Source organism: Alteromonas macleodii (assembly GCF_903772925.1).
GTDB classification, from domain to species: Bacteria; Pseudomonadota; Gammaproteobacteria; order Enterobacterales; family Alteromonadaceae; genus Alteromonas; species Alteromonas macleodii_A.
This window is the reverse complement of record NZ_LR812090.1, coordinates 3859124-3877124: the sequence shown is the minus strand read 5'-3', so window position 1 is coordinate 3877124 and position 18001 is coordinate 3859124. Positions and strand designations below refer to the sequence as shown.

Below are 18001 nucleotides of genomic sequence, written 5' to 3'. Positions count from 1 at the left end.
AGTTTCAAGTCCGATTTTCAACATCCTGATTACTTTACAGATGATTTGTCTATTCTCAGCGCCATAGTGTTCATCTTTTCCCTTAGCCAGATATTGCGGACGCCGCTAGCATGTATCGTGACGTTCCGCTCAGATTTGAGCAGTCGTGACACTTGCACTTGACCAAGATGTGGATTGGCTAGCGAGAACTCAATTACGATTTGCTCGGTAGCTTTGTCAGTACGATTCTTATGATGTAGGCTCGGAGGTTCTTGGCGCTTTAACGCGTCGGCACCACCTTCTTTCACAAGTTTTCGGTGTCGGTAGATAGTATCGCGAGATACGCCGCTCAGACGAGACGCCTCTGCTACATTGCCAAGCTTGTCTGCCAACGCCAGTACATCAAGTTTTTTCTGTATCTCAATGTCTTCTGAGTGCGTCGTATAGGATTTGTCTAGCGGCGCTTTCGTTGGCTCTATCACTGGTGATACCGTTAGTTTTCTACCTGCGAAGTAGACATCAAACTGCTTGCCGATCACGTTTCTGATTTCGATTTTCTGATGGGCAATTGAGTGTTTTATGGGTGACTCAATAAAGTAAAATTGCCCTTTGTAAGTGAAGGTATGATCGTTGCGGATTTTGCGGTGCACTTTGGTTATACAGATATCATCAAGATTGACGTGATTGGGTATCGGTTGATATTCAGAATCCGTCGTAGATGGCTTTACGGTCATTTTTTTATGCCAGACCTGCGGGATAAAGACATGCTGAAGGTACGCATTGGCCGCTGCCATATCAGTGATATTGCGCATTCTAAACTCAGGGACGAGCCTATCTTGCAAGGTATCGAACGCCCGTTCTATTCGCCCTTTACCCTGTGGTGAGCTGGCGAAGATAATTTCGATACCCAGCTCTTCACATGCCCGCTGTACTTGAGAGAAGTTGCAACGTTTAGGTCCACCGAATATACCTGCGCGATCAACATACAAAGTTTTAAATACGCCTTTTTTCTCCACCACCGAGCGCAGTAGCTTCAAACAGCCAGCGGTTGTTTCGGCATGAAAAAACTCGGCAAACAACTGGCTGTTGGCATCGTCAATCATGGCAATCAAACAGGTCTTTTGGGTGCCAAACCACCGATGTGTGCTGCCATCCATTTGCAACATTAATCCCACGCTTTCCATACGCTCTCTACGCTTGTGTACACGGCCACGTCTGCGTTTAGCACGTTTCACATGATGAATATCATGCGCCCACTTACGCAGAGTTTCACGCTTTACTTCAATGTGTTCGTTGGCTTGCAACAACTCTCCCAAGTGAAGCAGATTGACATCGTAATATTTCTCTCGGATAAGTGATTGAACTTGCTGCTTCAATGAATTTGATGTTTTGTTGACTGGTTCGTTACCTGTATTTCCATGAACCACAAAACGAATACCGACTTCACGATAACGCTTCAAGTAACGCTCAATGGTACGTCTGGATTTATTCAGGAGTTTGACGGCATTAGCAATGGTTATCTTGCGCTCAGCAACCTTGGCAATAACGTCTACAGTCAATTGCGCTTTGGAATTTAACATGATCATCCTCAGCGTCTCTCCTATGCAAAAAGCAAAGAAGAAACATGGTTAAAAGATAACCGTCAAATTCCCTTGGTAATTAGTGAATGCGACAAAATCGCGTGGTAATTAAAGACCGACAGAATCGCTTGGTGTTAACAGCTGAGAAGAATCTAGCTCAAATCTAATCTGACAGCGGCACCTTGAAAATCGGGTAACTGTCAGATCAAGTCTGAGCTAATACAAATTATAGGTTCTATCTGATCCAGCCCTCTACATTGGGGGAAGTTAACTCACCCTGCTGTTTTCAAATAAATATTTTGCTATTTCTTTTGTCCGTTTTTCTATTGAACCTGCCTTGCCATCAAACTGGTCAGTTAGAAAATTATTTTCCAGAGGATAGTTACTCTTTCGCAAATAGTCTAATTTGTCATTTAGACATTTGTCTCTCAACTTTTCGGCATTTGTACTTTGGTCAACCAGCAATAAATTTCCAATGCTCCCAATTAGTTCAGGAGAAAGGTTTGTGTCGCTCTGCGGAACAATGTGTTCGATTGTTAAAGCATCACTGCGAATATCAAAGCAGCTTGTCGTGTTAGGAAGTAATCTATTTAAGCAATATTTGATTATATTTCTGTCTTTGGTACGACTTTTAAGAAATATTAACTCCAAGAATTTTACTTCAAACTCTTCATAGTGCGGAATTTTGCTCGAAAGTGTTTTGAACAGTTCCTTTACTACTATATTTGCTTCATCAGAAGTGTTGGCCTTGCTTAGTTTGATGGCATTTTTGGAATAGGTAGAAACAATGTGACCAGAAGATCTTTGGGATGTTATTGCATTGAAGATAAAGTGAAAATATTCCACCCGTTTGAGTGTTAACTTTAAAACTTTCAGGCTGAATAGTTTTTTTTCGTATGCAGCCAATGCAGCCAGTACAAAGGATGATTGTTGCTTCACTTTAAACCTATTTAGTGCAATGAGAGAGTCTTTGATGCTTTGACTTCCTTCATTATTATCCCAATCAAAAAAGTTGGGGTGGAGCATTTTACAATAGAGTTTTCCATAATTCTCAAAATCACTCAAAAGAGCATCTGCTTTTTCCATACTGGTAATGTGCTCTTTTACTTTGGAAAAAAGCTCTTTTTCGGTGCAATAGGATTGCTTTGATATCCAGTAATGAAGAATGAAATTGTCTAATGCGTCTGTTTCTCCAATATCGTCAAATTTATTTACTAAGGAAACCCATGCTTGCTTAGGTCTATCAATACTGACGCTGTTATTTTTTATGGTTTTTAGCAGTAAGTTTTTAACTAAATCGGAAGATTTAAGGTCTCTTCCTCTCGCGTTTAAAGTTTCAAAAATCAAGTAAGCATCATCTTCATTGTCGAGCTGAATAAAAACTAATTTTAATGATAAGATTTTATCTCTAAGCCTTTTTAACAAACTGAGAGGATCTTTGTCAGTTGGCATTAGCTCTAATTGAAGAGATGTGACCTCTTGTAAACCTGCGAATTCAGTTAGTTTTTTTGTTATAAGCTCAAATGCATTTTTAAGCTTTTGTTCTTCACTGCCGACTTCGAGATCAATTTTTTGTTCCTTGTAACTCTGGATGTGGTTTTGAAGGTAAGGGAAAGACGTTTCAGAGTGAAGTACAAATTCGTTTTTATTATCAATGTTAGGTTGTTCTACGTACTGATGTACCCCCTTTGCCAAGTCATCTTGATTCAGATGAATAAATGCGTCTCTAATGGCCGATAATACGAGTGTGATAGTTGTAAGTCGCTGTTGACCGTCCACAATTCCAAAGTAAGGTTTCGAGTCCTGATAAACGACCATCGAACCTATAAAATATTCTGGCGAATTATTCTTGGTTATATCGTTCCAAAAATTTTCGACTTCGTCTTTTTCCCAAGAATAAGGCCTTTGGAATCTTGGTATCTTAAAATAACCCAATTTGAAAACATCCCTGATATCTTTGTCATTAGCTTCAATCTTCATAGCTATTCCTTAGGACTTTGAGGCTGCTTGTTAGCAGCTCCCTTAACCAACATATCAAACATCAACTCAGCAAAGCCTTTGGCAACTGCTTCATTAGATAGCACCTTCATTGCCATGCCTTCATGGATACCCATACTTTCAATTACAGCTTCGTTAATCGACTCTGGGAATTTGCCAAGCATGGCCTGTTCTTTGGTGTTATTGCGAAGTTGATCCATGACTACTTCATTTTCAGACACTTTGCCCGCTATTGTGTTGGCATAATTGATCATGTCGTTTTCGGTTAGTTTCTCGTCAACAAATAGATCATTCATACGAGAGACAATATTGCTTAATAATTCGGTCTGAGGGTCACGAGGTGTAGCGCCAGCGGCTTCTTTTGCAACATAAAGGGCTTTGGACTCGTTAAGTATTAAGTTGGCTTCTCGTTGCTCATGTAAGCGATAGTGAGTCATTGCCAAATCACTGAGGTCGATCTCATTTTCTTCAATGTCAAAGCGTAGTAATGGATATAGCTCCTTGGCATATATACTAAGCTTTTCTAAATCAACATCGTCAAAATCAACAATTTGAGAGCTAAATTCATAGAAGCGACAGAATGACATTAAGTCCTTCTTGAATACTTCTAAAATATCTCGCGCTTCTTTGGCATTTTTAACGCTGTTCTCGGCAAATTTAATCTTTTTATCATTACCTTCATTTTTGGCTTTTTGAAGTTCTGATTGAGCGAGTGTTAGGACTCTTGACGCTTCTTTGTATCTGACATTGAAGCGCTCAACAGCGGGTTTACAGATATTAGATAATTTAGCCTGATTAACTTTCTTGTCGTTATAGGCTTCAACAAACCTTTCAACTTCTGACCAAGTGTAAATGCCAACGTTATTTAGCTTGTCCATGATGTCGTAAACAAGGTTAGGATCTGACACACCTGATAACTCTGCGGTTTTGAAGTACACCTTAAACTCTTCCAAAATCTCTTCTGGATCGTTAACAAAGTCCAGCACATAGGTGGTGTCTTTACCTTTGCATGTGCGGTTAAGACGAGAGAGTGTCTGAATACACTCGACACCTTTTAATGGCTTATCTACGTACATGGCAACCAGCTTGGGTTGGTCGAAACCAGTCTGGAACTTGTTAGCGACTAACATGACCTGATAGTCGTTGGTATCGAATGCTTTACGCATATCTCGACCATTTAGGTTCGGGTTCATGTTGCGCTCAGTGAACTCCATATCTGCTATGTCTGGATCTTTCACCTCACCCGAAAAGGCAACCATTGCGCTAATGCCTTCATAGCCTTTGTTTGTAACGTATTTATCAAATGCTCTTTTATACCGAACCGCTTCAAGCCTACTTGAAGTCACCACCATTGCTTTTGCTTCACCTGCCAGTAGGTGTTTAACATTACTATTGAAGTGCTCAATGATAGTTTCAACTTTTTGAGCAATATTATGAGGGTGGAGACGTACCCATTTGGCAACTTTGGTAGAAGCCTTTTTACTATCTACTTCCTTATCACTCTCAGGATTTTTATGGGCTAATTGATAAGCAACTTTATAACTGGTGTAGTTTTTCAGTACATCCAGAATAAAGCCTTCCTCAATGGCTTGCTGCATGGTGTAGATATGAAAAGCCTCTGGTTTATTGTCGTCAGCAGCAGGTCGGCTTCTGTCAGGTGCTCTGCCAAACAATTCTAACGTTTTAGGTTTAGGTGTTGCGGTAAATGCAAAGTAACTAATGTTTTGAGAGCCTTTTCGGGCTTGCAAGCTTAGGCGTAAAATATCTTCTGAATCCAGTTCTTCTTGATTGTCGAGCTGTTCTGCCATCAAAACTTCACGAAGCTTTCTTGCCGTTGCACCTGTTTGGCTTGAATGGGCTTCGTCAGCAATAACTGCAAAGCTTCTACCTGAAAGCGTTGAGTCTTTTCGGATTGCTTCTAATACGTGCGGGAAAGTTTGAATCGTAACAATTATAATTGAAGTCGAAGCTTTTAACTCACCTGCTAATTGAGATGATTTTGAACCTTGCGCTTCTTCTCGATTAATACGAGCAATCATACCCTCATTGTGATCAAACTGATAAATAGTATCTTGTAGCTGGCTGTCTAACACGGTTCTGTCTGTTACAACAATTACTGAATCAAAAATCTTATCACCGACTTTTTTACTCAGTCGCTCGTGATCTTGATAGTAGTGCAGTGAAGCTAACTGGTGAGATAACCAAGCAATAGAGTTTGATTTACCTGAACCTGCACTGTGCTGAATCAAATACTTTTCACCAGTGCCTTCTTGCTCAACTGTTTCAAGTAATGTCGAAACCGCTGACCATTGGTGATAACGAGGAAAGATCATGGTCTCTTTTCGGTTGATTGTACCGTCTAACTCTTCTTTATCTTCAACCTGTAAGTGAATGTACCGACCTAAAATAGTAAGCAGGTTGTCTTTACTGAAAATTTCGTTCCAAAGATATGACGTAGCGTAGCTGTCGTCTTGTGGAATATCGTTACCTGCACCTCCTTCACTTGTGCCTTGGTCAAACGGCAAAAAAAATGTCTTTTTACCAGCCAAACGAGTCGTCATGGCTACGTTATATTGGCTAACCGCAAAGTGAACTAATGCGCCTCGTTTGAAAGTCAGCAAAGGCTCTGGTTTTTTAGTTGTCGGGTCTTTGGGTTGACGGTCTTTCATATACTGAATTTTTGCATTGTCCAACGCTTGCTTAAATTCAGATTTAAGCTCCAAAGTCGTTACTGGCAAACCGTTAACGAATAAGGTTAAATCAATACGCCCTTCATAGCCATTAGGGGAATAAATTAGTTCAGGGACAACACGCAAAATATTCTTGTTGTATCTGTCCAATGCATCTGGGTTTAAGTCATGGTCAGGCTTAAATGCACAAAGGTTGAACTTAGCTCCACGGTCTTTAACTAAATTTCTAAGTACATGCAGTGTCCCTTTGCTATGGGCTTTCAGATCACGTTCAACTGCTTTGAGTAAAGCGCCTTTGGGGTCATTAGGGTAAGTATTACAAAGCTTGTGCCACTGTTCTTTTTGCGTAGATTCAACAAACTGAAACAAGTCATCAGGGTAAAGAGCCAGCTCTCGATTGTACCGAGAGGATTCTCCGACAAGCCAACCGTGAGACTGCATTTGGGTTATTATGTCGTTTTGAAAGATCTTTTCCTGTGTACTTGTTGTCATTATTAATCCTTTAAGCTCTCAATGAACGTGCAACGTAGTCTATCTCTGGGAACAGTGTAGCCTCTGATATGGCTACATTTTTCAGCTCATTTAAAATATTAAGTTTCGCTGATTTTGGGATTTCTATTTTTTTGATAGATTCAGAGCGATAGTTCTCAGGAATTCCTGTTGGGTCATTTTTTCTGACACCCATACCAAATAATAAAAAAGCACCACTTTGTTTAACTATTCTTCGATTGTCTAACTTTGGTTTCACGCACAAAACAGAGTTTAAGTGCTCATGCTTAATTTCGTCTGCAAAGTAGGGTTTCTCTTCTCTTATCGCGTGAAGATAACTCTTATGATGATTAACATTTTCGAAATTAAATTCCGAACTCATTTTGGACAGGTTACTGACAACAGAAACTGTGTCGCTGTTATAGAACTTAATTTCGTCATTTGGAATGCTATAAATCAGGACTTCACCATCCTTACCCTTTGCTCCTTTTCCTGCCAAGGTACAACAAGCAAAATAAAGTGCCACCAACGGGTTGCTTGTAATATCAAGCAACCTTGTTGGTAAGCCGTAATGTTGCATTTTTACTAAATGGTCAAATGCTGAATTGCAGGATAAAAACTCCTCAGGACAACGCATGATAATGTCATGAAATAGCTCTTGTTCTTTTTCTACATAACGCAAGCTCTGCTCGTCATTGGGATTAACTCTGAAAATAGTTGGCAGTGCTACATACTCTAAATCAGCATGACCTCTGAAAAATAGAGTACGATTTTCGTCTGCTTTTATGTCTGTAATGTGTCCTATAAAAGTTGAAAGTTTAGTAACTCTTGCGGCTTCACTCATTTACTTCTTCCTTAAAGTTTCGCACATCAATTTTTCCCGTAACAGCCGCGGATATCAGAGCTGTTTTTCGCTCTTTCATTAACCCTATTTGTTCGATACAGTTTTCAATCAATTTTGAATATAAACTTCCTATATTTTTGAGAGCTAAATTGATTTCAATTAACTCATTTTGAGGAGGAACGGCAATGCAAATATCTCCAATTCCTTCCCCTGAAATATTTGGTTGATTGGTCACAGTCATATTATTTATAAATTGTGCTTTAAAAGCCGATGACAACGAAGACTGTAAAATAAAAAATGAAATATCTTCGTTTTCAATATTAATAAATCCAACCCTTTGGTTTATCAAAGGGTTACTGTCATCTTTCATTCTGAATACTTTGATACCGCCTGATATAACAGGTCGAGTCATTGCAAAAACCAGAGATCCTTTTGGTGCTATGTATTCTTTGTGCCTCTGTGCAAAATCAGGCGGGAGGTAAGATCTATCTGACCAATCTATCTCTAAGTGTGAAACATTAGAAATCTTAATTACAGGGTAACCATTATCTGTAAAGTCACTACTTTTGAAAGCATAACCTCCGATTACTGCACCGAAATGTTTAATTTTTTTTACAGTCCAATGCTTAGGCACTTGTCCTAACCACTCAATACCCGAATCTTTCATTTCTGAATCAGGTCTTAATCCTTTCGTTACAGCATGAGAGATAACAGCTTGTCGTTTTTCTTTTAGCAACTCAATCAGCTTTTCTTGTTTACTGATCAATTTGTCTATTTTGGCGGTTTCATGATTAAGGAAATTATTAATTGGCTCTAATTCAGCTTCTGGGGGGAAAGGAATTTCGAAACTGTTCAAATTGCCAGTTGTTAGCTGATTAATAGTTGATGTTAAAAATGAGCCTGATTGATATTCAAATAACTTGGAGTTGAAAACATGCGATAGGTATTCATTGTACTTACTTCGGAAAATAGTCATGAATGCGCCAAACGTCATATTGGTAGAACTATCGTCAATTCGTGCGTTTTTTCCGATTAAAGCTCGGCTACCATTTCGTGAGCAAATTAAAATATCGTCTTTTTTTGTGCGAAGCTTTTCGGGAATGTCTTTACTCACATATACGTTGTCTAGTAGAGATATTTTTCCGTTTTGCACATTAGACGATCTTAATACCAATGTAGCGTCTTCACTTTCTTTCTCTACAACTTCATCAGGTGAATATGTTAAGCCAATAATGGCATTACCTAAGTATTTCAGGCGGGTGGTTTTCCATTGTGAAGGTATCTCTTCTAACCAATCTATTGGTGAGGGTTTGTACTCAGGATAAGCTTGATAACGTCCTGTCATTATTCAATTACCTCTTGCAAAAATGGGTGTTGTTGCCAGTCTTCGGGAAAGCCCATATTTTTTAATGGCACATTTGGATATTTGGTAAATAATGCCAGTAAGCTATTTACCCATTTGCTATCTGGGCTTACTTGCTTCATTAAAAAGGCTAATAGCAATACAACTGAAAATAATCGTTTTGCTGGTTGAATTTGAGTGTCTGGAAGCACCGCTGGAAATCGCCATTCGGGATCACGCATTAGCTTAGGCGCAATAGGAAGTTCTCTGTTCCATAACCTTGCATGATGAGCGCAACAATTTCGAATGAATGTAAGTGTGTGTAGCCAACTACCGAGTTTGTCTTGCGGTACATTGAACCGTCTTGCGATGGCTTTACGATCTGCGTCTCGCTTTAACCCTTTGTACAAGTGAGATAGTTCACCAAGAGTTAATTCTTCTATTGCAGCCCAACAAGGCGGCAACTCTGGCTCACTGTAATTGTTGGCATAGTAACGACAATAGTTTTCACGTTGTTTCAGGTTTTTCAGTATTTGTTTTTTATCGTCATCATGCTGGGCGTTATCTATTTTTTCGAATTCTTGTCGAAGAGAGCGTTTTTCTTGTTCTTGCTTATTACCTAATGTGTCAAGAAGACGTTGATGGTTGTAACGATTATTGAATCTCTGTCTATTTAAATACCAATGACTACCGCTGTATGGTTCTTGTTCGGTTTGATAACTTGGCCCCATAACATTGTTTATCATAGAGCGAATACCAACCTCTACTCGCTCAACTGCGTCCATGATAATCAAACGTAATTCGCGGTCAAAAGCGTACAATGCGACTATTTCTCTAAACTCTGCATCGTCTTTAAAAGTGTGTTGGTTGTCATGGGAATGCTGAAAAGGGCGCATATAGGCGGATAGTCTGAAAAAGCTGATGACTTCCAAGTAGCGTTCAGCTCTCTCTGTATCTTGTATATTTAGCCCTCTATTTTGCAATAAATTAACCTGTTCTCTGACACTGATAGAAGGTTTAGAAAATGGACTCAAAGACCGCTCCTTACTATTGCAGGAGTACTACTTATTGCACTTCGATTGGCATTTTTAGGGGGGTAAAAAAAGGAAAACCCGCTCAATTTCAGCATACCGAATGACGAATCAAACTGCATAGGCTTGGCGGGTGTATTATCTATTATAGTAGTGACAAAAAGTTTTGGGCGCAATATGAACCATAAGATAATTTTAGTTTTACGTGTGCAAACAAAACGCTTCATCAAGAGTGAACCTCTTGTAATAGCTGCATAATTTCGCCTGAAACTATGTCTAAATCTTTGTCTATCTCTTCCAGCTTTCTCGGCGGTTTGTACTCATAAAAGTGGCGATTAAATGGGATTTCATAGCCTACAATACCTACTTCTCCATCTTTTTCATCGCGTTTGCTTTCGTCAATCCAAGCGTTTGGTACATGAGGTAACACTTCACGTTCAAAGTAACTTTGTACGGACTCTGTTAGTGGAACATTCTCGTTGTCCCTTAGGTCTGGGTTTGGTTCTGGTTGACCTTTGTTTTTACCAGATTCGACATAGCAAATTTCAGCCTCATCATTGTGTTCGCCAAAGTACTTGCATAGAGTTTTAACCTCGGCAGCAGAAAGCTTTTCGTTAAATTGAGCTAAGAACTCATTCCGACTCATAATGATAGGCTGACCTATTAACCTTTGGAGAGTCTGGTAGCCTGATGGCGGATGACTTTCTTTAACTTCTTCCAAAGAAAGCTCAGGAGCCTTCTTTTTTAGCTTTTCATGATGATCTGACAAATAAGCATGTAATTTATCTTCGGTTACATCAAACGCCAACTGTAACGGACGTTCAACGGTAATGCGGCGATAACCAAATTCTTGGTAGTTAAATATTTTGCTGTTCTTGGCCTGTTCAAACTGACCATATAGTTTAACTATTTCATCAATCTTAGACTCAGGAAGTTCTCGGCGTTTGCTGCCTAATGATTTACGCATGGCGACATAAAAATTGTTATCAGGAGCTTCTTTATCGTCAACGCTGGCATTTATAAGCTGAACCTGCTTTTCTCTGCCTTCGGGTTTGCTGTTAGTTAAAATCCAGACGTAGGTTGCAATCCCCGTGTTGTAGAACATATCCGTTGGTAGGGCAATGATTGCTTCAACTAAGTCATGTTCCAATAAATAACGTCTGATCTCACTTTCGCCACTACCAGCACCGCCAGTAAATAGCGGTGAACCATTCAAAATAATGCCAATGCGAGAACCGCCTTCATGCTTAGGGCGCATTTTGCTGACAAGGTGCATTAAGAATAAAAGGGAACCGTCAGAGACTCGTGGTAAACCAGCACCAAAACGACCTTTGAACCCTTTAAACTTGTGTTCGTCATTAATCTTTTTCTGAACCTTTTTCCAATCGACACCAAATGGTGGATTAGAAAGCATATAGTCAAATTTATCCGCAGGTAGGTGATCGTCAGATAGAGTATTACCAAGTTTAATATTATCGACCTTTTGCCCTTTGATCAGCATATCTGCTTTGCATATTGCGTATGACTCTGGATTTAGTTCCTGACCAAAAGCCGAAAGAGCGGCTTTGTCATTTAGCTCGTGAACATATTCCATACCAGAAGATAAGAAACCACCTGTTCCCGCTGTGGGGTCGTAAATACTTCTTACCAGTCCTTGTTTTGTTAATAAGTCATCGTCATGGCAAAAAACCAACGAGGTCGTTAAACGGACAATATCTCTTGGGGTAAAGTGTTCACCAGCCGTTTCATTGGAGCTTTCCGCAAAGCGGCGAATTAATTCTTCAAAAGTCAGCCCCATGTGATAGTTATCAATAACTTCTGGGTGCAGATCCGTTGTAGCAAATCGCTTTGCTACTTTGTAAAGCAAGTCAGCTTCTGAAAGCTTGTCGATGGTATTAAAGAAGTCAAAGTGCTCAAAAATTTCACGAGCATTCGAGCTGAAAGATTGCACGTAGCTTTCAAGGTTTTGAGCAACGCTGGTTTCACCCAGTTTCGTTAAATCCATTTTCGAAGTGTTATAAAAGCTTTGCTTTGCAGATACCGCTAAGATCTTTTCTTGTGCTTCATGGGGCATTGCTTTTATCGTTTCGTATTTAGCAATTACATCGTCTTTTGTTGGTTCGAGAACACATTCCAAACGGCGAAGCAGGGTGAAAGGAAGTATAATTCGTCCATATTGGCTTTGTTTGAAATCGCCACGAAGAAGATCAGCAACTGACCAAATTAATGCTGCTGTTTTTGAAAAGTGCTCGCCCATAAATTGCCCTATATCTTGTTCTGTTTTCCGTAACCGATTGACTTTTGTTATCGGGATTTAAAAATTAGTTTTTCTACGGAATACGCTATCACATTTGTTGAAATTGTGGGATGTTAAAATTCCTTTATCTATTGATGTTCAGTCCTTTTTTATTTGTTTAGACCATGCCTTTCATTGAAATCATCTAATGCTATTTTGGTTACGTCTAATCGATTATAAATATTATTTAAAACGTTCATGTCACGGTGGCCTGTCACTTTTGATACTTTGGAAAGTGACCATCCTTTATCCATAAGTAAAGACGCGCCGTAAGCTCGTAAATCATGGAAGCGAATTTGTCTTATACTATGCCCTTCCTCAATGAGTTTTTTACGGCTGCGTTGCCAGCCAGCGGTGACAGAGCGAGCTTCGTAGGGAAAAATTTTTGCTTGCGGATCAAATTTTTCACCTTTTTCTTTGAGCTTCTCGATTAGCTGTTTCTTTCGCTTCATAACGATTTCATATGCACCGCTGATTAATGGGACTGGTACATGGTTTCCTATTTTGTTCGTAGGGTGCTTTCTGTCTTCAACCACGACTGTGTGTTGGTCTTCATCAAAGTTTTCCCATTTAATACGACATATTTCTGAGACTCGCATGCAAGAGGCAATGGCAAAATCGAGAATCTGTAAATATGGTATTTTGGCACTTTGGTGTTCCTCACGAGTCTTTAAAGCTTCTCTTAAAAGCTCCATTTCTTTTCGTGTTGGAAGTTCAGTCCTTTCGTTTGCAGTAAACTCTACAAGACGTTTATGCTTTGGAACATTATTCTTAATATCATCTTTAAATTTTTTGATAGCTTCCAAAATAAAGTCAATATCACCTCTAACCTGAAATTCTTTTTCGTGGGCGACTGCTATTACAGACTTAATGTATAAGATGTCTTGGTAAGTGGTGTACGCTGTAACACCCTCAGCCTTTCTTTCTTTGGCGTAATTAACAATATCTTCAACAGTAAATGCAGATACTAAATTGATGGCAATATCTCTGTTGGCAATTGCTTTTAAAGCATAATATTTACTTCTACCAAGTTCGTGTCGGTATTGCTCTAAATACATATTTATCAATGTTGATAGTGACACATCTCGTAAATCAGAATCTTTAACTCCTGATTGTGGCATGCCATGAACTTCAAGATATTGGGCGCGATTCGTGGCCCAGTGCTTTGCTTTTGCTCTGGTGGAGAATGTATTACTTTCTTCGTAATACCCTTTTTCAAGCAACTCGTTCCTAAGACGAACACGCGCACGGAATTTTATGCCTTTCTTAGTCTTTCGCTGTTCTATATTCACTGTTGCCATTCTACTACCTCCTGTATACTACCCTTAATTTTTTATTGTCGCAGGGTACTCTTATTGTACCCCATAATTGTACCCTTGGGGTACTTTCTATGCAGAAAAATGCAGAAATGTGTAAAAATGACCAAAAATATACAAGATAAAAATCAAGAAAAACATGGCTCTGATGCTGATTGTGCAAGGCGGAAGCTTGATCGCCGTTTCTCTGTCGCTCCAATGCTGGATTGGACAGACAGACATTGTCGCTACTTTTTACGATTAATGTCTAAGCACACGCTGCTTTACACTGAAATGGTCACTACAGGCGCGATTATTTACGGTAAAGGCGATTACCTTGGCTATAACCAAGAAGAACATCCAATCGCTGTTCAGTTAGGCGGCAGCGATCCCGCCGACATGGCTAAGTGTGCTGAGTTATCACAAGAGCGCGGCTACGATGAAGTCAACATAAACGTAGGCTGCCCCAGTGATAGGGTTAAAAATGGCAGCTTTGGAGCCTGTTTGATGGCACAACCTGAAGTGGTAGCTAGCTGCGTTAAGGCTATGCAGGCTGTGGTAGATATTCCCGTAACTGTGAAATGCCGTATTGGCATTGATGACATGGACGAAGATGAAGACTTTGCTCGTTTTATTGATATTGTTGCTGATGCAGGCTGTGATACGTTTATTGTGCATGCAAGAAAAGCGTGGCTTCAAGGGTTAAGTCCTAAGGAAAATCGAGAAATTCCGCCTTTAAATTACCCTAGGGTTCACAGACTAAAACAGGCGCGCCCTGAATTATCAATTAGCATTAACGGTGGTGTTAAAACACTCGCTGAAACCCAGCAACAGCTAGAGAGCGTTGACGGTGTTATGGTTGGCCGCGAGGTTTACGCAAACCCCTATATTATGTCTACCGTTGATAAAGACATATTTGGTGATACTAATGCACAGAGTTTGTCACGTCGTGAAATAGTACTTCAAATGCAGAAGTACATTGAGCGCCAAGAGGACCCGTATTTTAAACCTTGGCATGCGGCTCGCCACATTCTGGGCCTTTATCAAGGGCAAGCGGGTGGACGAATTTGGCGAAGATACTTGAGCCAAAATGGTACAGGTAAGAATCCAGATCCTAATTTACTTCTAAATGCTTTAGATGCCGTAGAGAGCGCTCAAAAAGAAGTTGCTGAGTACAATAGTCAAAAAGGCTAATAACTTAGTGCTTTTGACCAAAGTTTAATATTTGTTCAGTTATCACCAAGGCCCGTATCTTTGCGGGCTTTTCTTTAAATTTATATAAATCAGCTGCTTAAGTCGTTTTTAAGGAGTTGGCACACCTCTCGCAATCCTCTAAGTATCGCGACAACAACGTGTTGTTGCACTGACTAAATTTAGAGGGATAACATGAAAACTTCATTAATCGCAGCAACTTTACTGACAGCAAGCATGGCAAGCGGTGTAGCAAATGCAGAAGAGTCAGTGCTTCAAACGTTTTTGACACATGTAGTTTCAAATGCAGTAACTACAACTACACAAGAAATAAAGTCTGATGTGTACCAAGCAGTGGCCAACGCCACCTACCATTTTGAATTGAGCCCTCAAGAGGTTCGTGGAAACGGTAAAGTAAGTGTTACCGACTTAGCTGTAACAAAAGCGGACAACCCAGATACAGATAAAGACGCTGATTAACCTTTAAAGAGCATCGATAAAAGCGCCCACGGGCGCTTTTTTTATGCGTGTTTAGCAATGAAGTAAGTTTATAAGGGAACAGTGTAAATGCCGTTAAACCGGAAGTGGTCAATTTAACAATAGCGTTGGTTAAATACACTAATTTATCGTATCTAAACTTAAAGTTAGAAAGCAGTTTTAAGCTTAATTTTAATAAAGTCTATATATATCAATAATATAAATAAATGGCATAGTCATTGTAATACTAAAAGTGTTGAGGAGAACTCAGTCAGCGGCAACTAGCAGTGTGTACAAGAGAATAAATGCTGGAAGCCACAACACTACTTTTAACGGAGAAAGAATCATGGGTATGTTTTCACGCATTAACGATATTGTTCAAGCAAACATCAACGCGATGTTAGATAAAGCTGAAGATCCAGAAAAAATCATTCGTTTGATTATTCAAGAAATGGAAGAAACCCTGGTTGAAGTTCGCACCGACGCGGCACGCTTTATTGCTCAGCAAAAAACGCTAGCGCGTCATGTGGAAGCAGCAAACAAACAAGTTGATAGTTGGCAGCATAAAGCGCAGATCGCAATGAACAATGACAAAGAGTCTTTGGCAAAAGCGGCACTTATAGAGAAGCAGAAGTATGTTTCGAAACTTGACTCTCTTAAAGAGCAAGAAGCGCAACTAGCTGAAAGCATCGAAAAGATTCAAGGCGATACTGCAAGACTGAACAGTAAATTGGCAGAAGCCAAAGCTAAGCAAAAAACCTTAGTTCAACGAAAAAATTCAGCGCAAACACGCTTGAAAGTGAAGCAAGCTGATCACGAAGGAAAAATTGACGATGCAATGATGCGTTTTGAAAGCTACGAACAGCGCATTGACCATCTTGAAGCGCAAGTGGATGCATATGACTTAACGAAGTCGAGCGAAGCAACATCATTACAAGCTGAGTTCGATGCAATGGAGGCGGACGAAGCGATTGAAAAGGAGCTGGCAGAGCTTAAGAAGAAAAAGGTCGCCTAAGCAACCTTAAGTGCCGCCAACTTATATTGTAGATATCGAAAGAAACATTTTTGGAGAAGATGATGAAAGTACCATCACAGAAGCGAATTTATAGAGATCTTGATTCTGGCATTATTTCAGGTGTGTGTGCAGGTGTTGCACGTTATTTTGATATCGATGCAGTATGGGTAAGAGCGGCAGCGGTAGCGGGTCTATTTATCGCAACCCCCATTACGCTAGTAGCTTACGTGGCTGCTGTTATCCTACTACCGAGATTAGTGTAATGAAAAACTTTCTAATTGCACTGGTTATTGCCATTGTACTGGTTAATTGCTTGGGTAACCTTGTAGATAGCTGGCTAGGTATGCACCTTGTCATGTCTGACGAACTGCTTAGCCCCTGGGAAAACGTGGCTGTGCTATCGTTAATTGGGGTTGCCCTTGCCGTTGTTGGCTTTGTTGTCGCAATAAGTGTTATGGGAACAATTCTCTTAGCGCTTGGCGCTGGTTTCCTAGCGCTACTTGTTTTGGGCGTTAGTGCTTTCTGGCCAATTATATTAATCGGTATCGCACTATATGTGCTGAAAAATCGTAACTCTGCTGCCTATAAGCAGCAAAATGATACAAACATGCATCATACTTTATAATTAACATAATTAATTTTATATTGTGTTAACGTAGTAAAAGGTGGTGTTATATCGAAAACCGTCATAAAGGTTTCGCATTTTTCACATAATAATAGTTGTTTCAAATAGCTGACCATCGTCGGCTATTTGTTATTTAAAAGGAAGGTTGGTGTTTATATGAGACAATCTATTAACTCAAAACGAATAGCGATTGTCGCTGTGGTAATCTTTTTACTTTTCTGGTTAATCGGTTGGTATTGGAGTTTATCTCCAGATACATTTGATGTCAGAAAGCGTTTGGAACAAAACTCACCCGTTGAGAACCCTACAAATATAGCGGGTTACACACTAACTACCACTATGATTGATGTGTCAGAAACTTTGCTAAATAAGCCTGGTGGCTATCTTTCAAATGATGTTATCCCACCCGGTGTCTTTTTAGATAATATGCCTGCTTGGGAGTTTGGAGCATTAGAGATGGTGCGAGACCTAGCACTTTCTATGCGTAAGGATTTCAGCCGTTCTCAATCTCAGTCAATTGAAAACCCATACCTGACAAAAGCCCACCCTAAATTCAATATGGACCATAAAAGCTGGGCATTACCTTCGTCTGAATCTAGCTATGCTGAAGGTATCGAACTTCTTAAAAAGTACCGAGACGAGTTGGCAAACACACGTAATTCAGACAGTCAGTTTTATACCCGAGCAGATAACCTGCGAGAATGGTTGAAGCAGGTTGAAAAACGGTTGGGTAGCTATTCACAAAGATTAAGCGCCAGCGTAGGATCTGCTAGAGTTAATACAGATTTAGCTGGTGACGCTAACGCGAAGCAATCTACACCTAGCACCAATCAACGCGTTGTACAGACAAGCTGGTGGAAGTTAGATGATAATTTTTATGAAGCGCGTGGTGCAACATGGGCTCTTCTACACTTTCTTAAAGCTGTAGAAATAGAGTTCAACGATGTGCTTGAAGATAAGAATGCATTAGTTAGTCTTCAGCAAATCATTCGCGAACTGGAAGCAACACAACAGTCTGTTTACAGTCCGATGATTTTAAATGGCAGTGGCTTTGGTATGTTAGCTAATCACTCTTTAGTTATGGCTAACTATATTTCTCGAGCAAACGCTGCTTTAATTGAAATATCAGAACTTCTTAATCAAGGATAA

General features: G+C 39.9%; 14 protein-coding genes. 6 read left to right on the top strand and 8 right to left on the bottom strand.

Features of this window, described 5'->3' with window-relative positions; all coding sequences use genetic code 11:
- Positions 1 to 29 precede the first annotated feature (29 nt).
- The 8 genes from PCAR9_RS16605 to PCAR9_RS16570 form a co-directional block, all read right to left on the bottom strand.
- Entirely contained in the window at positions 30 to 1565 is a 1536-nt protein-coding gene (locus tag PCAR9_RS16605; protein WP_179983789.1) for an ISNCY family transposase, read from the bottom strand.
- A 261-nt stretch (positions 1566 to 1826) separates the two neighbouring features.
- Positions 1827 to 3539: a DUF262 domain-containing protein gene (locus PCAR9_RS16600; protein WP_179984573.1), complete on the bottom strand. Its 1713-nt coding sequence runs from the start codon at positions 3537 to 3539 to the stop codon at positions 1827 to 1829.
- Positions 3540 to 3541: 2 nt separating this feature from the next.
- Positions 3542 to 6739 (bottom strand): type I restriction endonuclease subunit R, encoded by a 3198-nt coding sequence (locus PCAR9_RS16595; RefSeq protein WP_179984572.1) that lies wholly within the window; start codon positions 6737 to 6739, stop codon positions 3542 to 3544.
- A gap of 10 nt (positions 6740 to 6749) precedes the next feature.
- Positions 6750 to 7580: an FRG domain-containing protein gene (locus PCAR9_RS16590; RefSeq protein WP_179984571.1), complete on the bottom strand. Its 831-nt coding sequence runs from the start codon at positions 7578 to 7580 to the stop codon at positions 6750 to 6752.
- Positions 7573 to 8925, bottom strand: coding sequence for a restriction endonuclease subunit S (locus PCAR9_RS16585; RefSeq protein ID WP_179984570.1), 1353 nt, complete (start codon positions 8923 to 8925; stop codon positions 7573 to 7575). Before PCAR9_RS16585 ends, PCAR9_RS16590 begins: the two co-directional genes overlap by 8 nt.
- Entirely contained in the window at positions 8925 to 9956 is a 1032-nt protein-coding gene (locus PCAR9_RS16580) for an Abi family protein (protein ID WP_179984569.1), read from the bottom strand. The genes PCAR9_RS16585 and PCAR9_RS16580 overlap by 1 nt, the downstream gene beginning before the upstream one ends.
- A 223-nt stretch (positions 9957 to 10179) precedes the next feature.
- On the bottom strand, positions 10180 to 12210 hold the full coding sequence (locus tag PCAR9_RS16575) for a type I restriction-modification system subunit M (protein WP_179984568.1): 2031 nt from the start codon (positions 12208 to 12210) through the stop codon (positions 10180 to 10182).
- Positions 12211 to 12359: 149 nt separating this feature from the next.
- Positions 12360 to 13550, bottom strand: coding sequence for a tyrosine-type recombinase/integrase (locus tag PCAR9_RS16570; RefSeq protein WP_179984567.1), 1191 nt, complete (start codon positions 13548 to 13550; stop codon positions 12360 to 12362).
- A 117-nt stretch (positions 13551 to 13667) separates the two neighbouring features.
- On the opposite strand from PCAR9_RS16570, the gene dusA reads away from it, so the two are divergent.
- The 6 genes from dusA to PCAR9_RS16540 all read left to right on the top strand — a co-directional run bounded on the left by dusA (position 13668) and on the right by PCAR9_RS16540 (position 18001).
- Positions 13668 to 14738 carry a tRNA dihydrouridine(20/20a) synthase DusA gene (dusA, locus tag PCAR9_RS16565; RefSeq protein WP_269475068.1) on the top strand — a complete coding sequence of 357 codons (1071 nt, stop codon included), beginning with the start codon at positions 13668 to 13670 and terminating at the stop codon, positions 14736 to 14738.
- Positions 14739 to 14930: 192 nt separating this feature from the next.
- Positions 14931 to 15215 carry a hypothetical protein gene (locus tag PCAR9_RS16560; protein WP_179984566.1) on the top strand — a complete coding sequence of 95 codons (285 nt, stop codon included), beginning with the start codon at positions 14931 to 14933 and terminating at the stop codon, positions 15213 to 15215.
- A gap of 343 nt (positions 15216 to 15558) precedes the next feature.
- Positions 15559 to 16227 (top strand): phage shock protein PspA, encoded by a 669-nt coding sequence (pspA, locus tag PCAR9_RS16555; protein ID WP_179984565.1) that lies wholly within the window; start codon positions 15559 to 15561, stop codon positions 16225 to 16227.
- 62 nt (positions 16228 to 16289) lie between these two features.
- The gene (locus PCAR9_RS16550; protein ID WP_025254029.1) at positions 16290 to 16490 is read left to right on the top strand and encodes a PspC domain-containing protein; all 201 of its coding nucleotides are present in this window, start codon (positions 16290 to 16292) and stop codon (positions 16488 to 16490) included.
- A complete protein-coding gene (locus PCAR9_RS16545; RefSeq protein WP_179984564.1) occupies positions 16490 to 16852 on the top strand; it encodes a hypothetical protein in 363 nt (120 codons plus the stop codon). Before PCAR9_RS16550 ends, PCAR9_RS16545 begins: the two co-directional genes overlap by 1 nt.
- Positions 16853 to 17008: 156 nt before the next feature.
- Complete coding sequence (locus PCAR9_RS16540) at positions 17009 to 18001, top strand: DUF2333 family protein (protein WP_179984563.1); 993 nt, start codon at positions 17009 to 17011, stop codon at positions 17999 to 18001.